The organism is Alistipes sp. cv1 (assembly GCF_900240235.1).
GTDB classification, from domain to species: Bacteria; Bacteroidota; Bacteroidia; order Bacteroidales; family Rikenellaceae; genus Alistipes_A; species Alistipes_A hominis.
This window is the reverse complement of the sequence record NZ_OEPW01000004.1, coordinates 231,167-247,937: the sequence shown is the minus strand read 5'-3', so window position 1 is coordinate 247,937 and position 16,771 is coordinate 231,167. Positions and strand designations below refer to the sequence as shown.

At 53.1% G+C, this 16,771-nt stretch carries 23 protein-coding genes; 18 read left to right on the top strand and 5 right to left on the bottom strand.

Translation table 11 applies throughout. The annotated features are described in order from the left end of the window. Nucleotides 1-26: 26 nt before the first annotated feature. The 3 genes from mobB to C1A08_RS13490 form a co-directional block, all read right to left on the bottom strand. Nucleotides 27-1,274 carry a conjugal transfer protein MobB gene (gene mobB, locus C1A08_RS08430; RefSeq protein WP_004348454.1) on the bottom strand — a complete coding sequence of 416 codons (1,248 nt, stop codon included), beginning with the start codon at nucleotides 1,272-1,274 and terminating at the stop codon, nucleotides 27-29. Beyond that, nucleotides 1,253-1,681 (bottom strand): conjugal transfer protein MobA, encoded by a 429-nt coding sequence (gene mobA, locus C1A08_RS08425; protein WP_004291488.1) that lies wholly within the window; start codon nucleotides 1,679-1,681, stop codon nucleotides 1,253-1,255. The genes mobB and mobA overlap by 22 nt, the downstream gene beginning before the upstream one ends. A gap of 269 nt (nucleotides 1,682-1,950) precedes the next feature. Then, entirely contained in the window at nucleotides 1,951-2,130 is a 180-nt protein-coding gene (locus tag C1A08_RS13490) for a hypothetical protein (RefSeq protein ID WP_072067647.1), read from the bottom strand. Nucleotides 2,131-2,358: 228 nt separating this feature from the next. On the opposite strand from C1A08_RS13490, the gene C1A08_RS08410 reads away from it, so the two are divergent. From C1A08_RS08410 to C1A08_RS08325, 18 genes are all read left to right on the top strand, one after another. Continuing rightward, nucleotides 2,359-3,114: a ParA family protein gene (locus C1A08_RS08410; protein WP_004315325.1), complete on the top strand. Its 756-nt coding sequence runs from the start codon at nucleotides 2,359-2,361 to the stop codon at nucleotides 3,112-3,114. A 5-nt stretch (nucleotides 3,115-3,119) separates the two neighbouring features. Continuing rightward, nucleotides 3,120-3,569 carry a DUF3408 domain-containing protein gene (locus C1A08_RS08405; RefSeq protein ID WP_005840035.1) on the top strand — a complete coding sequence of 150 codons (450 nt, stop codon included), beginning with the start codon at nucleotides 3,120-3,122 and terminating at the stop codon, nucleotides 3,567-3,569. Further along, nucleotides 3,562-3,954 carry a DUF3408 domain-containing protein gene (locus tag C1A08_RS08400; RefSeq protein WP_323808623.1) on the top strand — a complete coding sequence of 131 codons (393 nt, stop codon included), beginning with the start codon at nucleotides 3,562-3,564 and terminating at the stop codon, nucleotides 3,952-3,954. The genes C1A08_RS08405 and C1A08_RS08400 overlap by 8 nt, the downstream gene beginning before the upstream one ends. Next, nucleotides 3,951-4,691: a hypothetical protein gene (locus C1A08_RS08395; protein ID WP_005643920.1), complete on the top strand. Its 741-nt coding sequence runs from the start codon at nucleotides 3,951-3,953 to the stop codon at nucleotides 4,689-4,691. The genes C1A08_RS08400 and C1A08_RS08395 overlap by 4 nt, the downstream gene beginning before the upstream one ends. A 201-nt stretch (nucleotides 4,692-4,892) precedes the next feature. Next, nucleotides 4,893-5,204 (top strand): DUF4134 domain-containing protein, encoded by a 312-nt coding sequence (locus C1A08_RS08390; protein ID WP_004311205.1) that lies wholly within the window; start codon nucleotides 4,893-4,895, stop codon nucleotides 5,202-5,204. Between the two features lie 10 nt (nucleotides 5,205-5,214). Next, nucleotides 5,215-5,547, top strand: a complete 333-nt coding sequence (locus C1A08_RS08385) for a DUF4133 domain-containing protein (protein WP_004311206.1) — start codon at nucleotides 5,215-5,217, stop codon at nucleotides 5,545-5,547. After that, on the top strand, nucleotides 5,544-8,048 hold the full coding sequence (locus C1A08_RS08380; protein ID WP_055229036.1) for a TraG family conjugative transposon ATPase: 2,505 nt from the start codon (nucleotides 5,544-5,546) through the stop codon (nucleotides 8,046-8,048). The genes C1A08_RS08385 and C1A08_RS08380 overlap by 4 nt, the downstream gene beginning before the upstream one ends. A 37-nt stretch (nucleotides 8,049-8,085) precedes the next feature. Beyond that, entirely contained in the window at nucleotides 8,086-8,469 is a 384-nt protein-coding gene (locus C1A08_RS08375; protein ID WP_055229054.1) for a DUF3876 domain-containing protein, read from the top strand. Between the two features lie 30 nt (nucleotides 8,470-8,499). After that, complete coding sequence (locus tag C1A08_RS08370; RefSeq protein ID WP_004308927.1) at nucleotides 8,500-9,129, top strand: DUF4141 domain-containing protein; 630 nt, start codon at nucleotides 8,500-8,502, stop codon at nucleotides 9,127-9,129. Nucleotides 9,130-9,132: 3 nt separating this feature from the next. Next, the gene (gene traJ, locus C1A08_RS08365) at nucleotides 9,133-10,137 is read left to right on the top strand and encodes a conjugative transposon protein TraJ (protein ID WP_005840051.1); all 1,005 of its coding nucleotides are present in this window, start codon (nucleotides 9,133-9,135) and stop codon (nucleotides 10,135-10,137) included. Between the two features lie 31 nt (nucleotides 10,138-10,168). After that, the gene (gene traK / locus C1A08_RS08360) at nucleotides 10,169-10,792 is read left to right on the top strand and encodes a conjugative transposon protein TraK (RefSeq protein WP_005840053.1); all 624 of its coding nucleotides are present in this window, start codon (nucleotides 10,169-10,171) and stop codon (nucleotides 10,790-10,792) included. Between the two features lie 5 nt (nucleotides 10,793-10,797). Beyond that, complete coding sequence (locus C1A08_RS08355) at nucleotides 10,798-11,058, top strand: TraL conjugative transposon family protein (protein WP_044546584.1); 261 nt, start codon at nucleotides 10,798-10,800, stop codon at nucleotides 11,056-11,058. Nucleotides 11,059-11,086: 28 nt separating this feature from the next. Continuing rightward, nucleotides 11,087-12,436 (top strand): conjugative transposon protein TraM, encoded by a 1,350-nt coding sequence (gene traM / locus C1A08_RS08350; protein WP_005840057.1) that lies wholly within the window; start codon nucleotides 11,087-11,089, stop codon nucleotides 12,434-12,436. Nucleotides 12,437-12,504: 68 nt separating this feature from the next. Next, nucleotides 12,505-13,491, top strand: a complete 987-nt coding sequence (gene traN / locus C1A08_RS08345) for a conjugative transposon protein TraN (RefSeq protein ID WP_005840059.1) — start codon at nucleotides 12,505-12,507, stop codon at nucleotides 13,489-13,491. A gap of 2 nt (nucleotides 13,492-13,493) precedes the next feature. Next, complete coding sequence (locus tag C1A08_RS08340) at nucleotides 13,494-14,069, top strand: conjugal transfer protein TraO (RefSeq protein WP_032937888.1); 576 nt, start codon at nucleotides 13,494-13,496, stop codon at nucleotides 14,067-14,069. 8 nt (nucleotides 14,070-14,077) lie between these two features. Beyond that, on the top strand, nucleotides 14,078-14,950 hold the full coding sequence (locus tag C1A08_RS08335) for a toprim domain-containing protein (protein WP_005840064.1): 873 nt from the start codon (nucleotides 14,078-14,080) through the stop codon (nucleotides 14,948-14,950). Nucleotides 14,951-14,980: 30 nt separating this feature from the next. Continuing rightward, complete coding sequence (locus tag C1A08_RS08330; protein ID WP_005840067.1) at nucleotides 14,981-15,487, top strand: DUF3872 domain-containing protein; 507 nt, start codon at nucleotides 14,981-14,983, stop codon at nucleotides 15,485-15,487. Next, the gene (locus tag C1A08_RS08325; RefSeq protein ID WP_005827312.1) at nucleotides 15,484-16,011 is read left to right on the top strand and encodes a glycoside hydrolase family protein; all 528 of its coding nucleotides are present in this window, start codon (nucleotides 15,484-15,486) and stop codon (nucleotides 16,009-16,011) included. Before C1A08_RS08330 ends, C1A08_RS08325 begins: the two co-directional genes overlap by 4 nt. A 62-nt stretch (nucleotides 16,012-16,073) precedes the next feature. Here C1A08_RS08325 and C1A08_RS08320 read toward each other — a convergent pair whose 3' ends face one another. Continuing rightward, the gene (locus C1A08_RS08320; protein ID WP_004310300.1) at nucleotides 16,074-16,295 is read right to left on the bottom strand and encodes a DUF7688 family protein; all 222 of its coding nucleotides are present in this window, start codon (nucleotides 16,293-16,295) and stop codon (nucleotides 16,074-16,076) included. A 116-nt stretch (nucleotides 16,296-16,411) separates the two neighbouring features. Further along, nucleotides 16,412-16,720, bottom strand: coding sequence for a hypothetical protein (locus C1A08_RS08315; RefSeq protein WP_004310301.1), 309 nt, complete (start codon nucleotides 16,718-16,720; stop codon nucleotides 16,412-16,414). Nucleotides 16,721-16,771 lie beyond the last annotated feature (51 nt).

The following is a 16,771-nucleotide window of genomic DNA, read 5'->3' as shown; positions in this document are numbered from 1 at the left end:
TGATTTTTTAATTGTTGATACTCCGATTACAAACCCAAGCCCTTGCGCTTTTTCTTCTTTTTGCGCTTCATCGCCCGGATGAAAGCCTCTTCCTCGGCATCTACCGCCGGACCTTCGGGAGTGAGCAAGCCCATTCCGCCCGATACGTCTTCACGGTCGTATGCGGTCTGTCCGTGTGCCTTGTCCGCAGCATCCATAGGGATGGATAACGGTATCGGCGGTTGTCCGGCGTATGGCAGGGTGAAGTGTTCCTGCAAGGCATTCGCCGAAAGCTCCTTGCCCATGCGCGAACCGTTCAGCACACTCCCCGTGCGGTGGTCGATGAAGGTAGCCCCGTAGATGCGCCCTTCCTCCGTGTAGCGCAGTACGGTGTCGATGCCCTTCTCTTTAAGTTGGGAAACAAACCTATCCTTGTCATAAGTGCCTTGCAGCACGGAAAGAACGGTACGTTTCGTCATGTCTGCCAGTTTCCTGTCCTTAATCTCCGATCTGGAACGTACAAACTTCTTCTGCATGGCTTCATAGCCTGCGGACTTCCCGAAGAGCGAGGACTTGAACGGGTTGCCCACCTTGTTGCCCCTGCCGTCCGTGACGGAATAGACCAGCCCGTGATATTCCCGTCCGCGCACGTTACCCCTCGCTTCCTCCACCGTCAGGTTATAGATGGAAAGGAGCGCACGGTATTCGCCCATCGTCTGGAAACGGTACTGCCCGTTCAGAGCTTTCACGGTGTTGCCTACCTGTTTCTTCACATCGCCTGCCGATGCGTCCACCTTGCTTAGCGGCGTGTCAAGACGGCGGTTCCTGCGCTCCGCATCGTGCAGCCCGTATTTCTTCTCCAGCTCACGGGTGATTTGTTTGCTACGATAGTAGTTGTTCTTGTCGCTGATACATTTCCCGTTCTCGTCCACCCGAACCGTCACGATGTGCAGGTGGTGGCGGTCGATGTCCTCGTGCTTGAAAACAAGATAAGGCTGGTTGCCGAAACCGAGTTTTTCCAGATACTCGCGGGCTATATCCTGCAATTCCGCATCGGTCAACGCATCCTCCGGATGCGGGTTGAGCGAAATATGCACCACCGGCTTCTCCACCTTCATCTGTGGCGGCATGAAGGTGAGAAAACCCTCCATCGCCTTGTTGATGTCCACCTTTCCCGAACCGTCATTGTAGATGCGGTTGGTCGTAAGCAACCGCCCCTGCGCCTCGTTAATCTTCTCCCCGTTATAGGCAATCGCGCCGTACAACGAGTTTCCTACACTGATTTTTGCGACCATTTCGCCTCCATTTCCCTTGAAAGTTCCACAATCCGGCGGCTCAGTTTCACGAGTTCGACGGTGTGTTGCTCTAATTTGTAGAGCAACGCCATCGCCTTTTTCTCTGAAAAATGCAGCCTCAGTTCCTTCACGACTTGGTTGTAATTCGTACCCACGGCACGGAACTGTGCATGAAAATCCGACAGTTTGGTGTAATAGTCCACCAGCGTCTTGTCCACCTTAAGCACCTTGAACGGCTGTCCGAAGAAGTGCGCCTTGAGGAAAACCGACCGTGCATAGACACCCGATTTTCCGAACATGGCGAGGAAACGGTTGTGTTCCTCCTCATTGAAACGGACGGTGTAACGGTACACCGCCGGATCAAGTTTGGGATTTCTCCCTGATTTGCTTTTCCTTTTCTCTTTCATATTACTTTGGATTTAGCGGATTGACGGCATAAGCCGCCGCTTCGGATTACAGCACCGCAGTTTTGAAAGGCTTCCCGACTTCGGAGGGAAAGCCCGCCCCCTGCAAGGGCAAGGCGTTTTCCGGGATGCTCAAAATATTTTGAGCGGCTGAAAACATACCTTGCTATGTTCAGGTGAACATAAAAATCCGTCGGGGACGGATTGGGGGGAATGCCTTTCAAACTCCGGGCTGCGCCACCTACGGCGAACCCTGCCGTTCGGGTGCAAAGTTACGCCCTTAACGCAGTATCGGACAGAGGCTTGACCCGGACAATCAGTGTCAACCGGCGCAACGTGCTGCCACTTGCCGGAGAAGTGATACAAGTTCCAAAATATCCTTGTTTATTTGCAGTGTGATTCGGATGTGGGACTGAAAATACACTCCTTCCGCCGGATGTTCGGACAGCAATCCGGACATCAATCCAACCGGCTGAACACGGGTGTACATATTCAGCCGGTTTTCCAAGCACACGTCCATACGGACGGATAAAGGCGTGGGTGATTGGACAGACCGATGAATGCCCGCAGGCACAGCCGTATTAAGGAATGGCGGAATAAATGGAAGCGCGTGCGTATGTATGAATGGCAATACGCTACCGCCACCGGACAGATGTATAACCAAATAAATTATCAGACAAATGAAAGAAGCAACTTATGTGGCAATCTCCACGCAGAAAGGTGGAGCGGGTAAGACAACCCTGACAGTGCTTGTGGCAAGCTACCTGCACTATGTGAAAGGCTATAACGTAGCCGTGGTGGACTGCGATTTTCCGCAGTACAGTATCCATGATATGCGCAAGCGTGACATGAAAGCCGTCATGGAGGACGGGCATTACAAAGTGCTGGCGTATGAGCAACTCAAGCGGCTGAAGAAAAATCCGTACCCAATCAGATGCAGCCGTGCGGAAGACGCGATAAGAACCGCAGAAAATCTGGTAGAAGCGCAGCCCGACCTCGATTTCGTGTTCTTCGACCTGCCGGGAACCATCAACAACGCCGACGTGGTACAGACCATTTCCAAAATGGACTATATCTTCACGCCCATCATCGCCGACCGTGTGGTGATGGAGAGTTCCATCAAGTTCGCCACTGTCATCAACGAACAGATGATAAGCACGGGCAAGTCCGGCATCAAAGGGATTTATCTCGTGTGGAACATGGTGGACGGACGCGAAAAGACAGAACTATACAAGGCATACGACAAAGTCTGTGCCGAGTTCGCCCTGCCCATTCTGGAAACATACCTGCCGGACAGCAAGCGTTTCCGCAAGGAGACAGCGGCAGAACGCAAGGCTGTATTCCGTTCCACGGCATTCCCTGCGGACAAAACGCTGATACGCGGCAGCAACCTTGACAAACTCGCGGATGAGATTCTCGGCATCATCAAAAACTGAATGTCATGGCAAAGAAAACAAGAATCGAGGACATCGACAGCGAAGCCGTAATCAACTCGTTTCGGCTGGACGATACAAGCATTCCACCGGAAGCGAGAAGTACGGGCGGAAACGCACCTTCTCCACCTCCGAAAGAAGAATTACAGACGGTGATTACATCGCCTGCTTCCCGTCCCAAAGAGGAACCGGAACGCAAGCGCAGGAATGGCAAGCCGGAAAAGCAGGATTATGACACGGTATTCATGTGTGGATCCAATGTCACGGCAAGGCTCGGCAAGCAGGTATATATCCGCAAGGAGTACCACGACCGCATACAGAAAATGCTCCATGTAATCGGAGGCAACGAGGTGACTATTGCGGCTTTTCTTGACAACGTGCTGACACACCATTTCATGCTGTTCCAAGACGAGATAGCCGAATCGTTCAAACGGCACATGGAATCCTATAATCTATAGAAACAATAAACAACAAAGGAGTATGAAAAGAACAAAGAAGAACCGACAGGCAGACTGCCTGCAAACAGGAAAGAGTGAAAGAACCGCTGCCAGTGCAGCAAAGTGTACAACCGACTACGATCAGGAAAATACCGGCGTTGACTTCCGCAAGGATAAAGGCAGAGACAAACCGCTCTCGACTTTCCTGCAAGCATCGGAAATCAAAACGCGGCAATGTATATACATCAGCCGAGAAATTCATGAGAAAGTCGCTATCGTTACCAGTCGGATGGGAAACGGTTTGAGCATCGGCAAGTTTGTGGATAACATCCTCCGCGACCATTTCCGACAATACGGGCAGCAGTACATGGAACAGATTGAAAACGCCCAAAAAGTAAGATTATGACAAAGGCGTTTTTAATCGTATCGGTTGCTTGCAACGTGTGGTTTCTGTTTCTGCTGTTCTATGACCGCATCATGGACACGAAGCTCATCCGTTTCTTCAGACATATTGCCGGGCTGTGGCGGTCATTGGACAGTACGGTGGCAGAGCAAGGAAAGGATAAGGAAATACCTCACGCAGACACCTCGGACATCATTGGCAAGAGCCGTTTCAAGATGGCATCGACCCGGACAACCGCTGCCATACCGACGCAAGAAGCCGCCACTTCGGAAAAAGGCATTGAGCTGTCGGAGGAAGAGGCTACTTTTGACGACGGAAACACGGAAACCGTCTCACGCCCGACACAAGTACCGGAGGACAAACTCGATGAAACCTTCACGAGCATCCCGCCCTCGGAACTGGAGTACGGAGAAGATGAACCGGAGGATGAAGAACCAGACAAAAAGCAGGCTTCGGGAAGTAGCTTCGAGGATATTGACATGGCAGTACACACCATACGGAAGGAATCACCATCCGATGAGGAAATGCGACACGCCGGAAAGGTCATGACGGAACTGGACGGGACAGAGCTTTTCACAAGAATAACGGAACGCCTGACCGATGAAGCAATGAGCGAGAGGATTGCAAAGGCGATGGCAGTTTTCGTGGACACGGTGAACATGACCGTGACACAACAAAAGGAAAAGGTGTTCGTGATTCCCGACAACATCGAGGAGTTCGACTTCCGAAACTATGTATAACAACTAAAAAAGAATGGAAATGAAAACGTAAAATGACGACACCCACGCGCACGGCGGTACAAGGTACAGCCAACCCGCAACGGACAGCCCCAAGTCCGTAGAAACAAACGGGCAACCACTAAAACCAAAGTAAAGTAATCAAGTATCAACCGCCCGAAAAAGGACTATCCACCCTTTGAACGGCACAAAAAAGAACAGTTTATGAACAAGAACATCAGACAAAAGTTAATCATCGCTGCGGCACTTATGATTGCCGCAACCGCCTCCGCTTTCGCACAGGGAAACGGTCTGGCTGGCATCAACGAAGCCACCTCTATGGTGAGTTCGTATTTCGACCCCGGCACGAAATTAATCTACGCCATCGGCGCGGTAGTCGGGCTTATCGGTGGCGTGAAAGTGTACGGAAAATTCTCGTCCGGAGACCCGGACACCTCGAAGACCGCCGCCTCGTGGTTCGGGGCTTGTATCTTCTTGATTGTCGCCGCCACTATCCTGCGCTCATTCTTCCTTTAATAAACAATGTATGGCTGAATACCCGATAAACAAGGGTATCGGTCGTCCGGTCGAGTTCAAGGGTTTGAAGGCTCAGTACCTCTTCATCTTCTGCGGAGGTCTGCTGGCTCTCTTCGTCCTGTTCGTCATCCTCTATATGGTCGGCATCGACCAGTGGATATGTATCGGCTTCGGCGCGGCATCGTCTTCCGTCCTCGTATGGCAGACCTTCGCGCTGAACGCCCGGTACGGCGAACACGGGCTGATGAAATTGGGAGCGGCAAGGAGCCATCCCCGATACCTTATCAACCGACGGCGGATCACCCGATTACTCAAACGGCAACGAAAGGAAGAAACGACATGAGAAATACATCCAAAATGACAACACTGGAAAACAAGTTCCCCCTGCTGGCGGTGGAGCATGGCTGCATCATCTCCAAAGACGCCGACATCACGGTGGCTTTTGAGGTGGAACTGCCGGAGCTTTACACCGTGACGGGCGCAGAGTACGAGGCGATACACGGCTGCTGGTGCAAGGCTATCAAGGTGCTGCCGTACTTCTGCGTCGTGCATAAGCAGGATTGGTTCATCAAGGAGAAATATATGCCGGAGTTACAGAAGGACGACATGAGTTTCTTGAGCCGTTCCTTTGAACGCCACTTCAACGAGCGTCCGTACCTGAAACACTCCTGCTATCTCTACTTGACCAAGACGACGAAAGAACGTAACCGTATGCAGAGCAACTTCAGTACGCTGTGCCGGGGACATATCATCCCGAAGGAGCTGGACAAGGAAACCGCCGGGAAGTTCATGGAGGCCGCCGAACAGTTCGAGCGCATCATGAACGACAGCGGCTTTGTGAGGCTGCGCCGCCTCTCCACCGACGAGATTGTCGGGACGGAGAAGTCCGCCGGGCTGATAGAGCGTTACTTCTCGCTCATGCCCGAAGGCGACACGACCTTGCAGGACATCGACCTCTCGGCAAAAGAAATGCGTATCGGTGACAAACGCCTGTGCCTGCACACCCTCTCCGACGCGGAGGATATGCCCGGAAAGGTGGCTACCGACATCCGCTACGAGAAACTCTCCACCGACCGCTCGGACTGTCGCCTCTCCTTCGCCTCCCCCGTGGGGCTGCTGCTTTCCTGCAACCACATCTATAACCAGTATGTGATTATCGACAACAGCGAGGAAAATTTGCAGAAGTTCGAGAAGTCCGCAAGGAATATGCAGTCGCTATCCCGATACAGCCGGAGCAACAGCATCAACCGCGAGTGGATAGACCAGTACCTGAACGAAGCCCATTCCTACGGGCTGACCTCGGTACGGGCGCACTTCAACGTCATGGCGTGGAGCGATGACGCGGAGGAACTGAAGCATATCAAGAACGATGTGGGCAGCCAGCTGGCAAGCATGGAGTGCGTGCCGCGCCACAATACCATCGACTGCCCGACGCTCTACTGGGCGGCGATGCCCGGCAACGCGGCGGACTTCCCGGCGGAAGAGAGTTTCCATACATTCATCGAGCAGGCGGTGTGCCTCTTCACGGAGGAAACCAACTACCGCAGTTCGCTCTCGCCCTTTGGCATCAAGATGGTGGACAGGCTTACGGGAAAACCGTTGCACCTCGACATCAGCGACCTGCCGATGAAGCGGGGTATCACGACCAACCGCAACAAGTTCGTGTTGGGTCCTTCGGGCAGCGGCAAATCCTTTTTTATGAACCACCTCGTGAGGCAATACTACGAGCAGGGTACGCACGTGGTGCTGGTGGACACGGGAAACTCCTATCAGGGCTTGTGCGAGATGATCCGGTGCAAGACAAACGGGGCGGACGGCGTGTACTTCACCTACACGGAGGAGAAACCGATTTCGTTCAACCCGTTCTACACCGATGATTACGTGTTCGACGTGGAGAAAAAGGACAGCATCAAGACATTGCTGCTGACGCTCTGGAAGTCGGAGGACGACAAAGTGACGAAGACGGAGAGCGGCGAACTGGGCAGTGCGGTGAACGCCTATATCGAGCGTATCAGGGCTGACCGGAGCATCGTCCCCTCGTTCAACACCTTCTACGAGTATATGCGCGACGACTACCGCCGCGAACTGGCGGAACGTGAGATAAAGGTGGAGAAGTCCGACTTCAACATCGACAATATGCTCACCACCATGCGGCAGTATTACCGGGACGGACGCTACGACTTCCTGCTCAACTCCACGGAGAACATCGACCTGCTCGGCAAGCGGTTCATCGTCTTCGAGATTGACAGTATAAAGGAAAATCGCGAGCTTTTCCCTGTGGTGACCATCATCATCATGGAAGCCTTCATCAACAAGATGCGCCGATTGAAAGGCGTAAGGAAACAGTTGATAGTGGAAGAGGCTTGGAAGGCTCTATCTTCGGCGAACATGGCTGAGTACCTGCGCTATATGTACAAGACCGTGCGCAAGTATTACGGGGAGGCAATCGTGGTGACGCAGGAGGTGGACGACATCATTTCCTCGCCCGTCGTCAAGGAGAGCATCATCAACAACTCCGACTGCAAGATACTCCTTGACCAGCGGAAGTACATGAACAAGTTTGATGCCATACAGTCCCTGTTGGGTCTGACGGAGAAAGAGAAGTCGCAGATACTCTCCATCAACATGGCGAACAACCCGTCAAGGCTCTACAAGGAAGTGTGGATAGGACTGGGCGGTACGCAGTCGGCAGTCTATGCCACCGAAGTTAGTGCTGAAGAGTATCTGGCGTACACCACCGAAGAAACGGAAAAAGTAGAGGTTTACCGTCTGGCGGAACAGTTGGGCGGCGACATTGAAGCCGTCATCCGGCAGCTTGCCGAAAGGCGGAGAAAAAAGGAATAAATAGAAACAGATTCATCAACTAAAAAAGAAAATGCGTATGAGTATATCAAGAACGAAAATGCTGCAAATCAGCAAGTGTTTAATCGGGCTGGCGGTCATGGTGCTGCAATCCTGCGACATAACGGACAACCGACGCGACCTGCTTTGCGGAAACTGGGAGAGTGTGGAGGGCAAGCCCGACGTGCTTATCTACAAGGAGGGCGAAGCCTATAAGGTGACGGTATTCAAGCGGAGCGGCATCCGCCGCAAGCTGAAGCCGGAAACCTATCTCTTGCAGGAGGAGAACGGCAATCTGTTCATGAACACCGGATTCCGCATCGACGTGTCCTACAACGAGGCGACGGACATCCTGACCTTCTCGCCGAACGGGGACTACGTGCGTGTGAACCCGAAACCGGACCATCCGATAGGCGAGCAATAAATAATGAAATCCACTAAAATCCAAAGTAACATGAGAACAAGAATAACACTTATTATCTGCCTGTGCCTGTTTGCAGTCGGCAGGGCAAGCGCACAGTGGGCGGTGATAGACCCGTCCAACATCGCGCAGAGCATCGTGAACACCTCGAAGAACGTGGTACACACTTCCACGACCGCCCAAAATATGATAAAAAATTTTCAAGAGACCGTGAAGATTTACGAACAGGGCAAGAAGTATTACGACGCACTCAAATCCGTGAACAATCTGGTAAAGGACGCCCGGAAGGTGCAGCAGACCATCCTGATGGTGGGTGACATCACCGACACCTATGTGACCAGTTTCCAGAAGATGATGCGTGACGACAACTTCACGGTGGAGGAACTGGGAGCCATCGCCTTTGGCTACACCAAGTTATTGGAGGAATCCAACGATGTGCTGACGGAACTGAAGAATGTGGTGAATATCACCACGCTCTCCATGACGGACAAGGAGCGCATGGACGTGGTGGAACGCTGCTACTCCAAAATGAAGCGTTACCGCAACCTCGTGAGCTACTACACCAACAAGAACATTAGCGTGAGTTACCTGCGTGCGAAGAAGAAAAACGACCTTGACCGCATCATGGGGCTGTACGGGAACATGAACGAAAGATATTGGTAGCCTATGAATTTCGACAACCTTCACCAAATTCTGCGCTCGCTCTACGAACAGATGGTGCCGCTATGCGGGGACATGGCGGGCGTGGCGAAAGGCATCGCCGGGCTGGGCGCACTCTTTTATGTGGCCTACCGGGTATGGCAGTCGCTGGCGAGAGCCGAACCGATAGACGTGTTCCCTATGCTCCGCCCTTTCGCGATAGGCTTGTGCATCATGTTCTTTCCGACGGTGGTATTGGGTACGATAAACAGCATCATGTCGCCCGTCGTGCAGGGTACGGCAAAGATGCTGGAGGCGGAAACGCTGGACATGAACCGATACCGTGAGCAGAAGGACAAACTGGAATACGAGGCGATGATGCGCAACCCCGAAACCGCCTACCTCGTGTCGAACGAGGAGTTTGACAAACAGCTGGAGGAACTGGGCTGGTCGCCCGGCGACATGGTGACGATGGCGGGGATGTATATTGAGCGTGGGATGTACAACATGAAGAAGGGCATCCGCGACTTCTTCCGCGAGATACTGGAACTGATGTTCCAAGCCGCCGCCCTCGTGATAGACACCATCCGCACGTTCTTCCTCGTGGTGCTGGCGATACTCGGTCCGATAGCCTTTGCCATATCGGTGTGGGACGGCTTCCAAAGCACGCTCACGCAGTGGATATGCCGCTACATACAGGTCTATCTGTGGCTGCCCGTATCGGATATGTTCAGTACCATACTGGCGAAGATACAGGTGCTGATGCTGCAAAGCGACATCGAACGGATGCAGGCTGATCCGAACTTCTCGCTGGATTCGAGTGACGGGGTGTATATCATATTCATGATAATCGGCATCATCGGCTACTTCACCATTCCAACGGTGGCAGGCTGGATTATCCAAGCCGGAGGCATGGGAAGCTACGGCCGCAACGTGAACCAGACGGCGGGACGAGCCGGAAGCATGGCGGGCAGCGTGGCGGGTGCAGCCGCAGGAAACGTGGTCGGACGTGCCGGGAAACTGCTGAAATAATCAACTGACAATTAAAAACGAATAAACAACAATGGAATTTAAGTCACTCAAAAACATCGAATCATCGTTCAGGCAGATACGCCTGTTCGGTATCGTCTTCCTCTCGCTGTGCGCCGTGATAACGGTATGGAGCGTGTGGAGTTCCTACCGCTTCGCGGAGCGGCAACGGGAAAAGATTTACGTGCTGGACAACGGCAAGTCGCTGATGCTGGCTCTCTCGCAGGACTTGTCGCAGAACCGTCCGGCGGAGGCAAGGGAACACGTGCGCCGCTTCCACGAGCTATTCTTCACGCTCTCGCCCGAAAAGAGTGCGATAGAGCATAACGTGAAACGCGCCCTGCTATTGGCGGACAAAAGCGTGTACAACTACTATTCGGACTTTGCCGAGAAGGGGTACTACAACCGCATCATCTCCGGGAACATCAACCAAGTGCTGAAGGTGGACAGCGTGGTGTGCGACTTCAACGGCTATCCCTACCGTGCCGTGACCTATGCCACGCAGAAAATCATCCGGCAAAGCAACGTCACCGAACGCAGCCTCGTGACCACGTGCCGCCTCTTGAACTCGTCCCGTTCGGACAACAATCCCAACGGTTTCACCATTGAGGGATTCACCATTATCGAGAACAAGGATTTACAAACCATCAAAAGGTAACGGACATGAAGAAAATCAGGAAATCATTTTGGCGTGCGTACTGGAAGCTCCACGACAAAAAGAAAATGCTGGTGGCAAGGCTCAAAGGCTATCTGGACGGTTTGCCCCCGAAGACACGCAGGCGCATCGTGCTGGCGATGCTCGCCGCCTTCGCGGTGCTTGCCATCTACACCTTCGGCAAAGCCGTCTATGACATCGGCAGGAATGGCGGCAGCCGGATAGTAACAGACCATGCCGGACAGGTGGGACTGTCCGTAAAGCCGTAAAACAATCACAACGTAATACCTTATTTATATGGAACAGACGAAGAATGAACCTAAAAACGAGAATAAGGCGGCTCCCGACAATGGGAAACCGAAGAAGGAGCGCAAGCCGCTGACCGAAGCCCAAAGGCTGAAACGTCAGAAAATGATAGTGCTGCCCGCTATGGTGCTGGTATTCATCGGTGCTATGTGGCTGATATTCGCCCCGTCTTCCGACAAGGAGCAGCAACCGGGAACGGGTGGTTACAATATCGAAATGCCCGACGCTGACAAGGCGAACCGTCAGATCATCGGCGACAAGGTGAAAGCCTACGAACAGGGGGCGATGGAGGAACGGCAGGAGAACCGCAGCCGCACCATGCAGGAGCTGGGCGATATGTTCGACCGCGAAGTGGCGGAAACGGATAGCGGCAGGGACTTCGACCTTGCCAATCCCGGAGGCATGGAAGAGAATGTGAAGTCCGCCCCGAAGACCATCCAATCATCCGCAGCCGCCTACCGCGACCTCAATGCCACGCTCGGCAACTTCTACGAGCAGCCAAAGAACGACAATGCGGATATGGACGAACTGTTAGAGCGTATCGCCTCGCTGGAATCGGAACTGGAAACCGAGAAAGGCAAGGCATCCGCTATGGATGACCAAGTGGCACTCATGGAGAAGTCCTATGAACTGGCGGCGAAGTACATGGGCGGGCAGAACGGCACACAACCACCTGTCGGACAGGCGGCAGAGCCTTACCCCGTGCAGAAAGCCGGAAAGAACACTGCTGCACCTGTCAGGCAGGTAACGCATCAGGTGGTATCTTCGCTCTCACAGCCGATGAGCAACGCTGAGTTTGTCGCCTCCTTCTCGCAGGAGCACAACCGCAGTTTCAATACGGCGGTGGGTGTCACGACTGTATCGGACAGGAACACCATATCGGCGTGTGTCTATGGGGCGCAGAGTGTGACTGACGGGCAGGTGGTAAGATTACGGCTGCTGGAGCCGATGGCAGTGGCGGACAAAATCATACCCCGCAATGCAGTGGTGGTAGGCACGGCAAAGATTCAGGGCGAACGACTCGATATTGAAATTACTTCGCTGGAGTACGCAGGTACGATTATCCCGGTAGAACTGGCGGTGTATGACACGGACGGACAGCCCGGCATCTTCATTCCAAACTCGATGGAGATGAACGCCGTCAGGGAGGTTGCCGCCAACATGGGCGGCTCGCTGGGCAGCAGCATTAATATCTCCACCAACGCAGGGGCGCAGCTCGCCTCCGACTTGGGCAAGGGGCTGATACAAGGCACGAGCCAGTATATCGCCAAGAAGATGCGTACCGTCAAGGTGCATCTGAAATCCGGATACAAGGTCATGCTATATCAGGACAGAGATTGAAAACAATAACAATCAACGACTAAAAAACAACAACCAAATTTTTATTTACCACTAAAATCCAAAGTAGAATGAAAAAAGTAATCATCATGCTTGCCCTCGCTATGGGCATCGCAACTGCCAACGCGCAGGAGAACGTAACCGTTGTAACGGACAACGGAAGTGAACAACCGACCTTGACAAAGGAGGTCTATCCGCAGAAGGAGGCGGACGGCGATCTGTATCACGGGCTGACAAAGAAGCTGACCTTCGACCGCATGGTTCCCCCGCACGGCTTGGAAGTGACCTACGACAAGACCGTCCACGTCATTTTCCCCTCGGAGGTGCGCTACGTCGATTTAGGCTCGCCCGACCTGATTGCGGGTAAAGCCGACGGAGCGGAGAACGTCATCCGCGTGAAAGCGACCGTGAGGAACTTCCCGAACGAAACCAATATGTCCGTGATAACGGAGGACGGGAGTTTCTATACCTTCAACGTGAAATATGCCGATGAACCGCTGCTGCTCAACGTGGAGATGTGTGACTTCATCCATGATGGCGAGAAGGTGAACCGCCCGAACAACGCGCAGGAAATCTACCTGAAGGAGCTGGGCAGCGAAAGCCCAATGCTGGTGCGCCTTATCATGAAGTCCATCCTGGGGCAGAACAAGCGCGAGGTGAAGCATATCGGCTGCAAGCGATTCGGCATCCAGTACCTGCTGAAAGGTATCTATACGCATAACGGGTTACTCTATTTCCACACGGAGATAAAGAACCAGAGCAACGTGCCTTTCGATGTGGACTACATCACATGGAAAATCGTGGACAAGAAGGTGGCGAAGCGTACCGCCGTGCAGGAGCAGATCATCCTGCCGCTCCGTGCGCAGAATTACGCCACACTCGTGCCGGGAAAGAAGAGCGAGCGCACGGTATTCACGATGGCGAAGTTTACCATTCCCGACGACAAATGCCTCGTGGTGGAACTCAACGAGAAGAACGGAGGTCGCCACCAGTCTTTCGTGATTGAGAACGAGGACTTGGTACGTGCCAATACCATCAACGAACTTCAAGTGCGCTGACCATGAGAAAGTACATCGCAATAGTCATCGCGTCGCTTGCCCTGTTCACGGGGCAGGCGCACGCCCAGCGATGCCTGCCGAAGATGCAGGGCATCGAGGTCAGGGCGAACATGGCGGACGGTTTCAATCCCGGCGGCAACGACGGCGGGCACAGCTTCGGGGCGGCTCTTTCCACCTACACGAAAAAGGGGAATAAATGGGTGTTCGGCGGCGAGTACCTGTTGAAGAACAACCCTTACAAGGACGGGAAGATACCCGTGGCGCAGTTCACGGCGGAGGGGGGATACTACTTCAAGATACTCTCCGATGCCCGTAAAATCGTGTTCGTCTATGCAGGGGCTTCGGCTCTTGCCGGATATGAATCGGTGAACTGGGGCGAAAAGGTGTTGCATGACGGCTCCACGCTCCATGACCGGGACTCCTTTATCTACGGCGGTGCACTGACGCTCGATGTGGAGTTTTACGTGGCAGACCGTATCGCTCTGCTCGCCAACCTCCGGGAGCGTTGCCTGTGGGGTGGCGACACGAGGAAGTTTCATACGCAGTGGGGCGTGGGCGTGAAGTTCATCATAAACTGACGCTCCGCATGGAACGGACGGAAATCGACGCCATGAGGCATATAGCCCTTGCGGACTTCCTCGCACGGCTGGGGCATGAGCCTGTCAGAAGAAGCGGCAACGAGTTGTGGTATCGTGCGCCATACCGCAATGAGCGCACGCCCTCTTTCCGTGTGAACGTGGCGAAACAGCTCTGGTACGACTTCGGTACGGGCAAGGGCGGCGACATCTTCACGCTTGCCGGGGAGTTTATCGGAAGCAACGACTTCATGGAACAAGTGAAGTTCATAGCGGAAACCGCCAATATGCCTATGCCTGTTCCCGAAATGAGCAGACCAACTTTCCAGCCTAAACCGTCAGAACCTGCCTTTGAAGGAGTGGAAGCCACCCCGCTGTTTCGTTCTCCACTGACGGACTATCTGGCGGAACGGGGCATTCCTTACGGCATTGCATCCCGGTATTGCTGCCAACTGAATTACGGAGTGCGTGGCAAGCGGTATTTCGCCGTCGGCTTCCCGAATGTGGCTGGCGGATATGAAATCCGCAGCCGTTTCTTCAAAGGATGCGTGCCTCCGAAGGATGTGTCGCCGGTCAAGGCGGAAGGCTCTCCGGCTGACTTGTGCAGCGTATTTGAGGGCTTCATAGACTTCCTTTCCGCCGCCACGCTCGGATTGGAAACGGGTGACTGTCTTGTGCTGAACTCGGTTTCCAACGTGGAAAAGGCGATGAGGTATTTAGGCGGTTACGGGCGCATAGACTGTTATCTTGACCGTGATGAATCCGGACGGCGGACGTTGGAAACGCTGAAAGGACACTATGGGGAACGTGTCTGCGACCGTTCCGCCCTCTATGATGGTTGCAAGGACTTGAACGAGTATCTACAACTGACAACGAAAAAATAAAAATAACAATAACTTAAAAATCAAAGGACAATGAACATACTGAACAACAAGAACAAGAGAATATCAATTTTCAAGGCGTTGGCACTCTGCCTTTTCGCCGCCGTGTCGCTCACCGCCGTATCGTGTGACGACGATATGGACATCCAGCAATCCTATCCCTTCACGGTGGAAACCATGCCCGTGCCGAACAAGGTAAGCAAGGGGCAGACAGTGGAAATCCGCTGTGAACTGAAAAAGACGGGCGACTTCGCCAACACCCTCTATACCATCCGGTATTTCCAGTTTGAGGGGGATGGTACGCTGAAAATGGACAACGGCATCACGTTCCTGCCCAATGACCGCTACCTGCTCGAAAACGAGAAGTTTCGGCTGTACTACACGGCGCAAGGTGACGAGGCGCACAACTTCATCGTGGTAGTGGAGGACAATTTCGGCAACTCCTATGAGTTGGAATTTGACTTCAACAACCGAAACGTGAAGGATGACGGGGTTATCACTGTTGTCCCCATCGGGAACTTCAAGCCCCTTACACGATGATGCGTGTATTCATGGCTATCCTCTGTTCGCTTCTGGCGGTCTGTTCCGTGTCCGCACGGAACAGACGCCATGAGGGAACGGACGGGCAGGCGGCTATCTACCGGCTGCCACCATTTGAGAGGGCGGTGCGATGCACGAAGTATTTTGAGGGCTGGCATTCGGAAAAACATCACCCGTATGTAGGATATGGACATCGGTTGCAGCCGGGGGAAAGGTATTCGGCACGCACCATGACGAAGCGGCAGGCGGACGCGCTTCTGCGAAAAGACCTGCGGAAGTTCTGCGCGATGTTCCAGCAGTTCGGGAAGGATTCGCTTCTGCTTGCCACGCTCGCCTACAATGTCGGTCCGTACCGTCTTTTGGGGAGTGGGAAGATACCCAAAAGCACGCTAATCCGAAAGCTGGAGGCGGGTGACAGGAACATCTACCGGGAGTATATCGCTTTCTGTAACTATAAGGGGAAACGCCACGCCATGCTGCTCAAACGAAGGAAGGCTGAGTTTGCGCTGCTGTATGTACCATAAAGAATAAGTGTCTGACGAAAGAAACTCCGATGAAGCCGCCAACTTCATCGGAGTTTCAGTTTTCATACATTCGGGATTGTCCCTTTGCCTGCAACCTCACCGTCCCTGCAATGCTCTATGATACCGGGTGAAAATCCCATGCTGCCGATTGCGATATGCCGGATATAGTCTGTATATTCCTGACCTTGAAAATTCCTGCCCGTAAGGTTCTTGAAAACCATCTTTATGCTTATGCCGTCGTTGCTGTACAAGATGGTTTTTCCGTTCTGTCTGATTGTTTCCATGATTAAAACTTGTTTTTGTGAATACTATCGTAGATTGGTACAAAGGTTTCTTTGCCTACTTTCTTATCCGCCATCATGCTCATGAAAGAAAGTAGGCGGCTTTTGCCGCCCACCCCTCAAAAGCGGGTGTAAAGTCCCGTTACCATCGTGAACATTTCCTCCAGCATATCGCAATATATCCCCTCGTGCGTTTCAATGTCCTTCGTCCTGCTCTCGAATGTCTTTTTGCTGAACGTCTTGCGGTAGAAACGCATATTGTATAGGTCTGCCCCTCCGTCATAGATGATGTCAAGGCGGTTGGCACTGGTTTTGTTCCTCGCAAGGCTCATGCGCAAGCCGTTGCCCATGTCTGTGAAGTCTTTGCTTCCCGTCATGGCGGCAAAGCGTCTGCCGCCAATCTGCTCTAAAATTGTCTTTGCTATCATATCCGTTGTCTTTTAGGTTTATGGTTCGGGCGGTGCGGACACCGCCCCAAT

Coding starts and splice junctions, on each gene's coding strand:
- C1A08_RS08335 (WP_005840064.1), top strand. CDS start 14,078: ATGGAACGGACGGAAATCGACGCCATGAGGCATATAGCCCTTGCGGAC.
- traK (WP_005840053.1), top strand. CDS start 10,169: ATGGAATTTAAGTCACTCAAAAACATCGAATCATCGTTCAGGCAGATA.
- C1A08_RS08385 (WP_004311206.1), top strand. CDS start 5,215: ATGGCTGAATACCCGATAAACAAGGGTATCGGTCGTCCGGTCGAGTTC.
- C1A08_RS08410 (WP_004315325.1), top strand. CDS start 2,359: ATGAAAGAAGCAACTTATGTGGCAATCTCCACGCAGAAAGGTGGAGCG.
- C1A08_RS08330 (WP_005840067.1), top strand. CDS start 14,981: ATGAACATACTGAACAACAAGAACAAGAGAATATCAATTTTCAAGGCG.
- C1A08_RS08380 (WP_055229036.1), top strand. CDS start 5,544: ATGAGAAATACATCCAAAATGACAACACTGGAAAACAAGTTCCCCCTG.
- mobA (WP_004291488.1), bottom strand. CDS start 1,681: ATGAAAGAGAAAAGGAAAAGCAAATCAGGGAGAAATCCCAAACTTGAT.
- C1A08_RS08325 (WP_005827312.1), top strand. CDS start 15,484: ATGATGCGTGTATTCATGGCTATCCTCTGTTCGCTTCTGGCGGTCTGT.
- C1A08_RS08370 (WP_004308927.1), top strand. CDS start 8,500: ATGAGAACAAGAATAACACTTATTATCTGCCTGTGCCTGTTTGCAGTC.
- mobB (WP_004348454.1), bottom strand. CDS start 1,274: ATGGTCGCAAAAATCAGTGTAGGAAACTCGTTGTACGGCGCGATTGCC.
- C1A08_RS08315 (WP_004310301.1), bottom strand. CDS start 16,720: ATGATAGCAAAGACAATTTTAGAGCAGATTGGCGGCAGACGCTTTGCC.
- traM (WP_005840057.1), top strand. CDS start 11,087: ATGGAACAGACGAAGAATGAACCTAAAAACGAGAATAAGGCGGCTCCC.
- traN (WP_005840059.1), top strand. CDS start 12,505: ATGAAAAAAGTAATCATCATGCTTGCCCTCGCTATGGGCATCGCAACT.
- C1A08_RS08405 (WP_005840035.1), top strand. CDS start 3,120: ATGGCAAAGAAAACAAGAATCGAGGACATCGACAGCGAAGCCGTAATC.
- C1A08_RS08340 (WP_032937888.1), top strand. CDS start 13,494: ATGAGAAAGTACATCGCAATAGTCATCGCGTCGCTTGCCCTGTTCACG.
- C1A08_RS08375 (WP_055229054.1), top strand. CDS start 8,086: ATGAGTATATCAAGAACGAAAATGCTGCAAATCAGCAAGTGTTTAATC.
- C1A08_RS08395 (WP_005643920.1), top strand. CDS start 3,951: ATGACAAAGGCGTTTTTAATCGTATCGGTTGCTTGCAACGTGTGGTTT.
- C1A08_RS08390 (WP_004311205.1), top strand. CDS start 4,893: ATGAACAAGAACATCAGACAAAAGTTAATCATCGCTGCGGCACTTATG.
- C1A08_RS08355 (WP_044546584.1), top strand. CDS start 10,798: ATGAAGAAAATCAGGAAATCATTTTGGCGTGCGTACTGGAAGCTCCAC.
- traJ (WP_005840051.1), top strand. CDS start 9,133: ATGAATTTCGACAACCTTCACCAAATTCTGCGCTCGCTCTACGAACAG.
- C1A08_RS08320 (WP_004310300.1), bottom strand. CDS start 16,295: ATGGAAACAATCAGACAGAACGGAAAAACCATCTTGTACAGCAACGAC.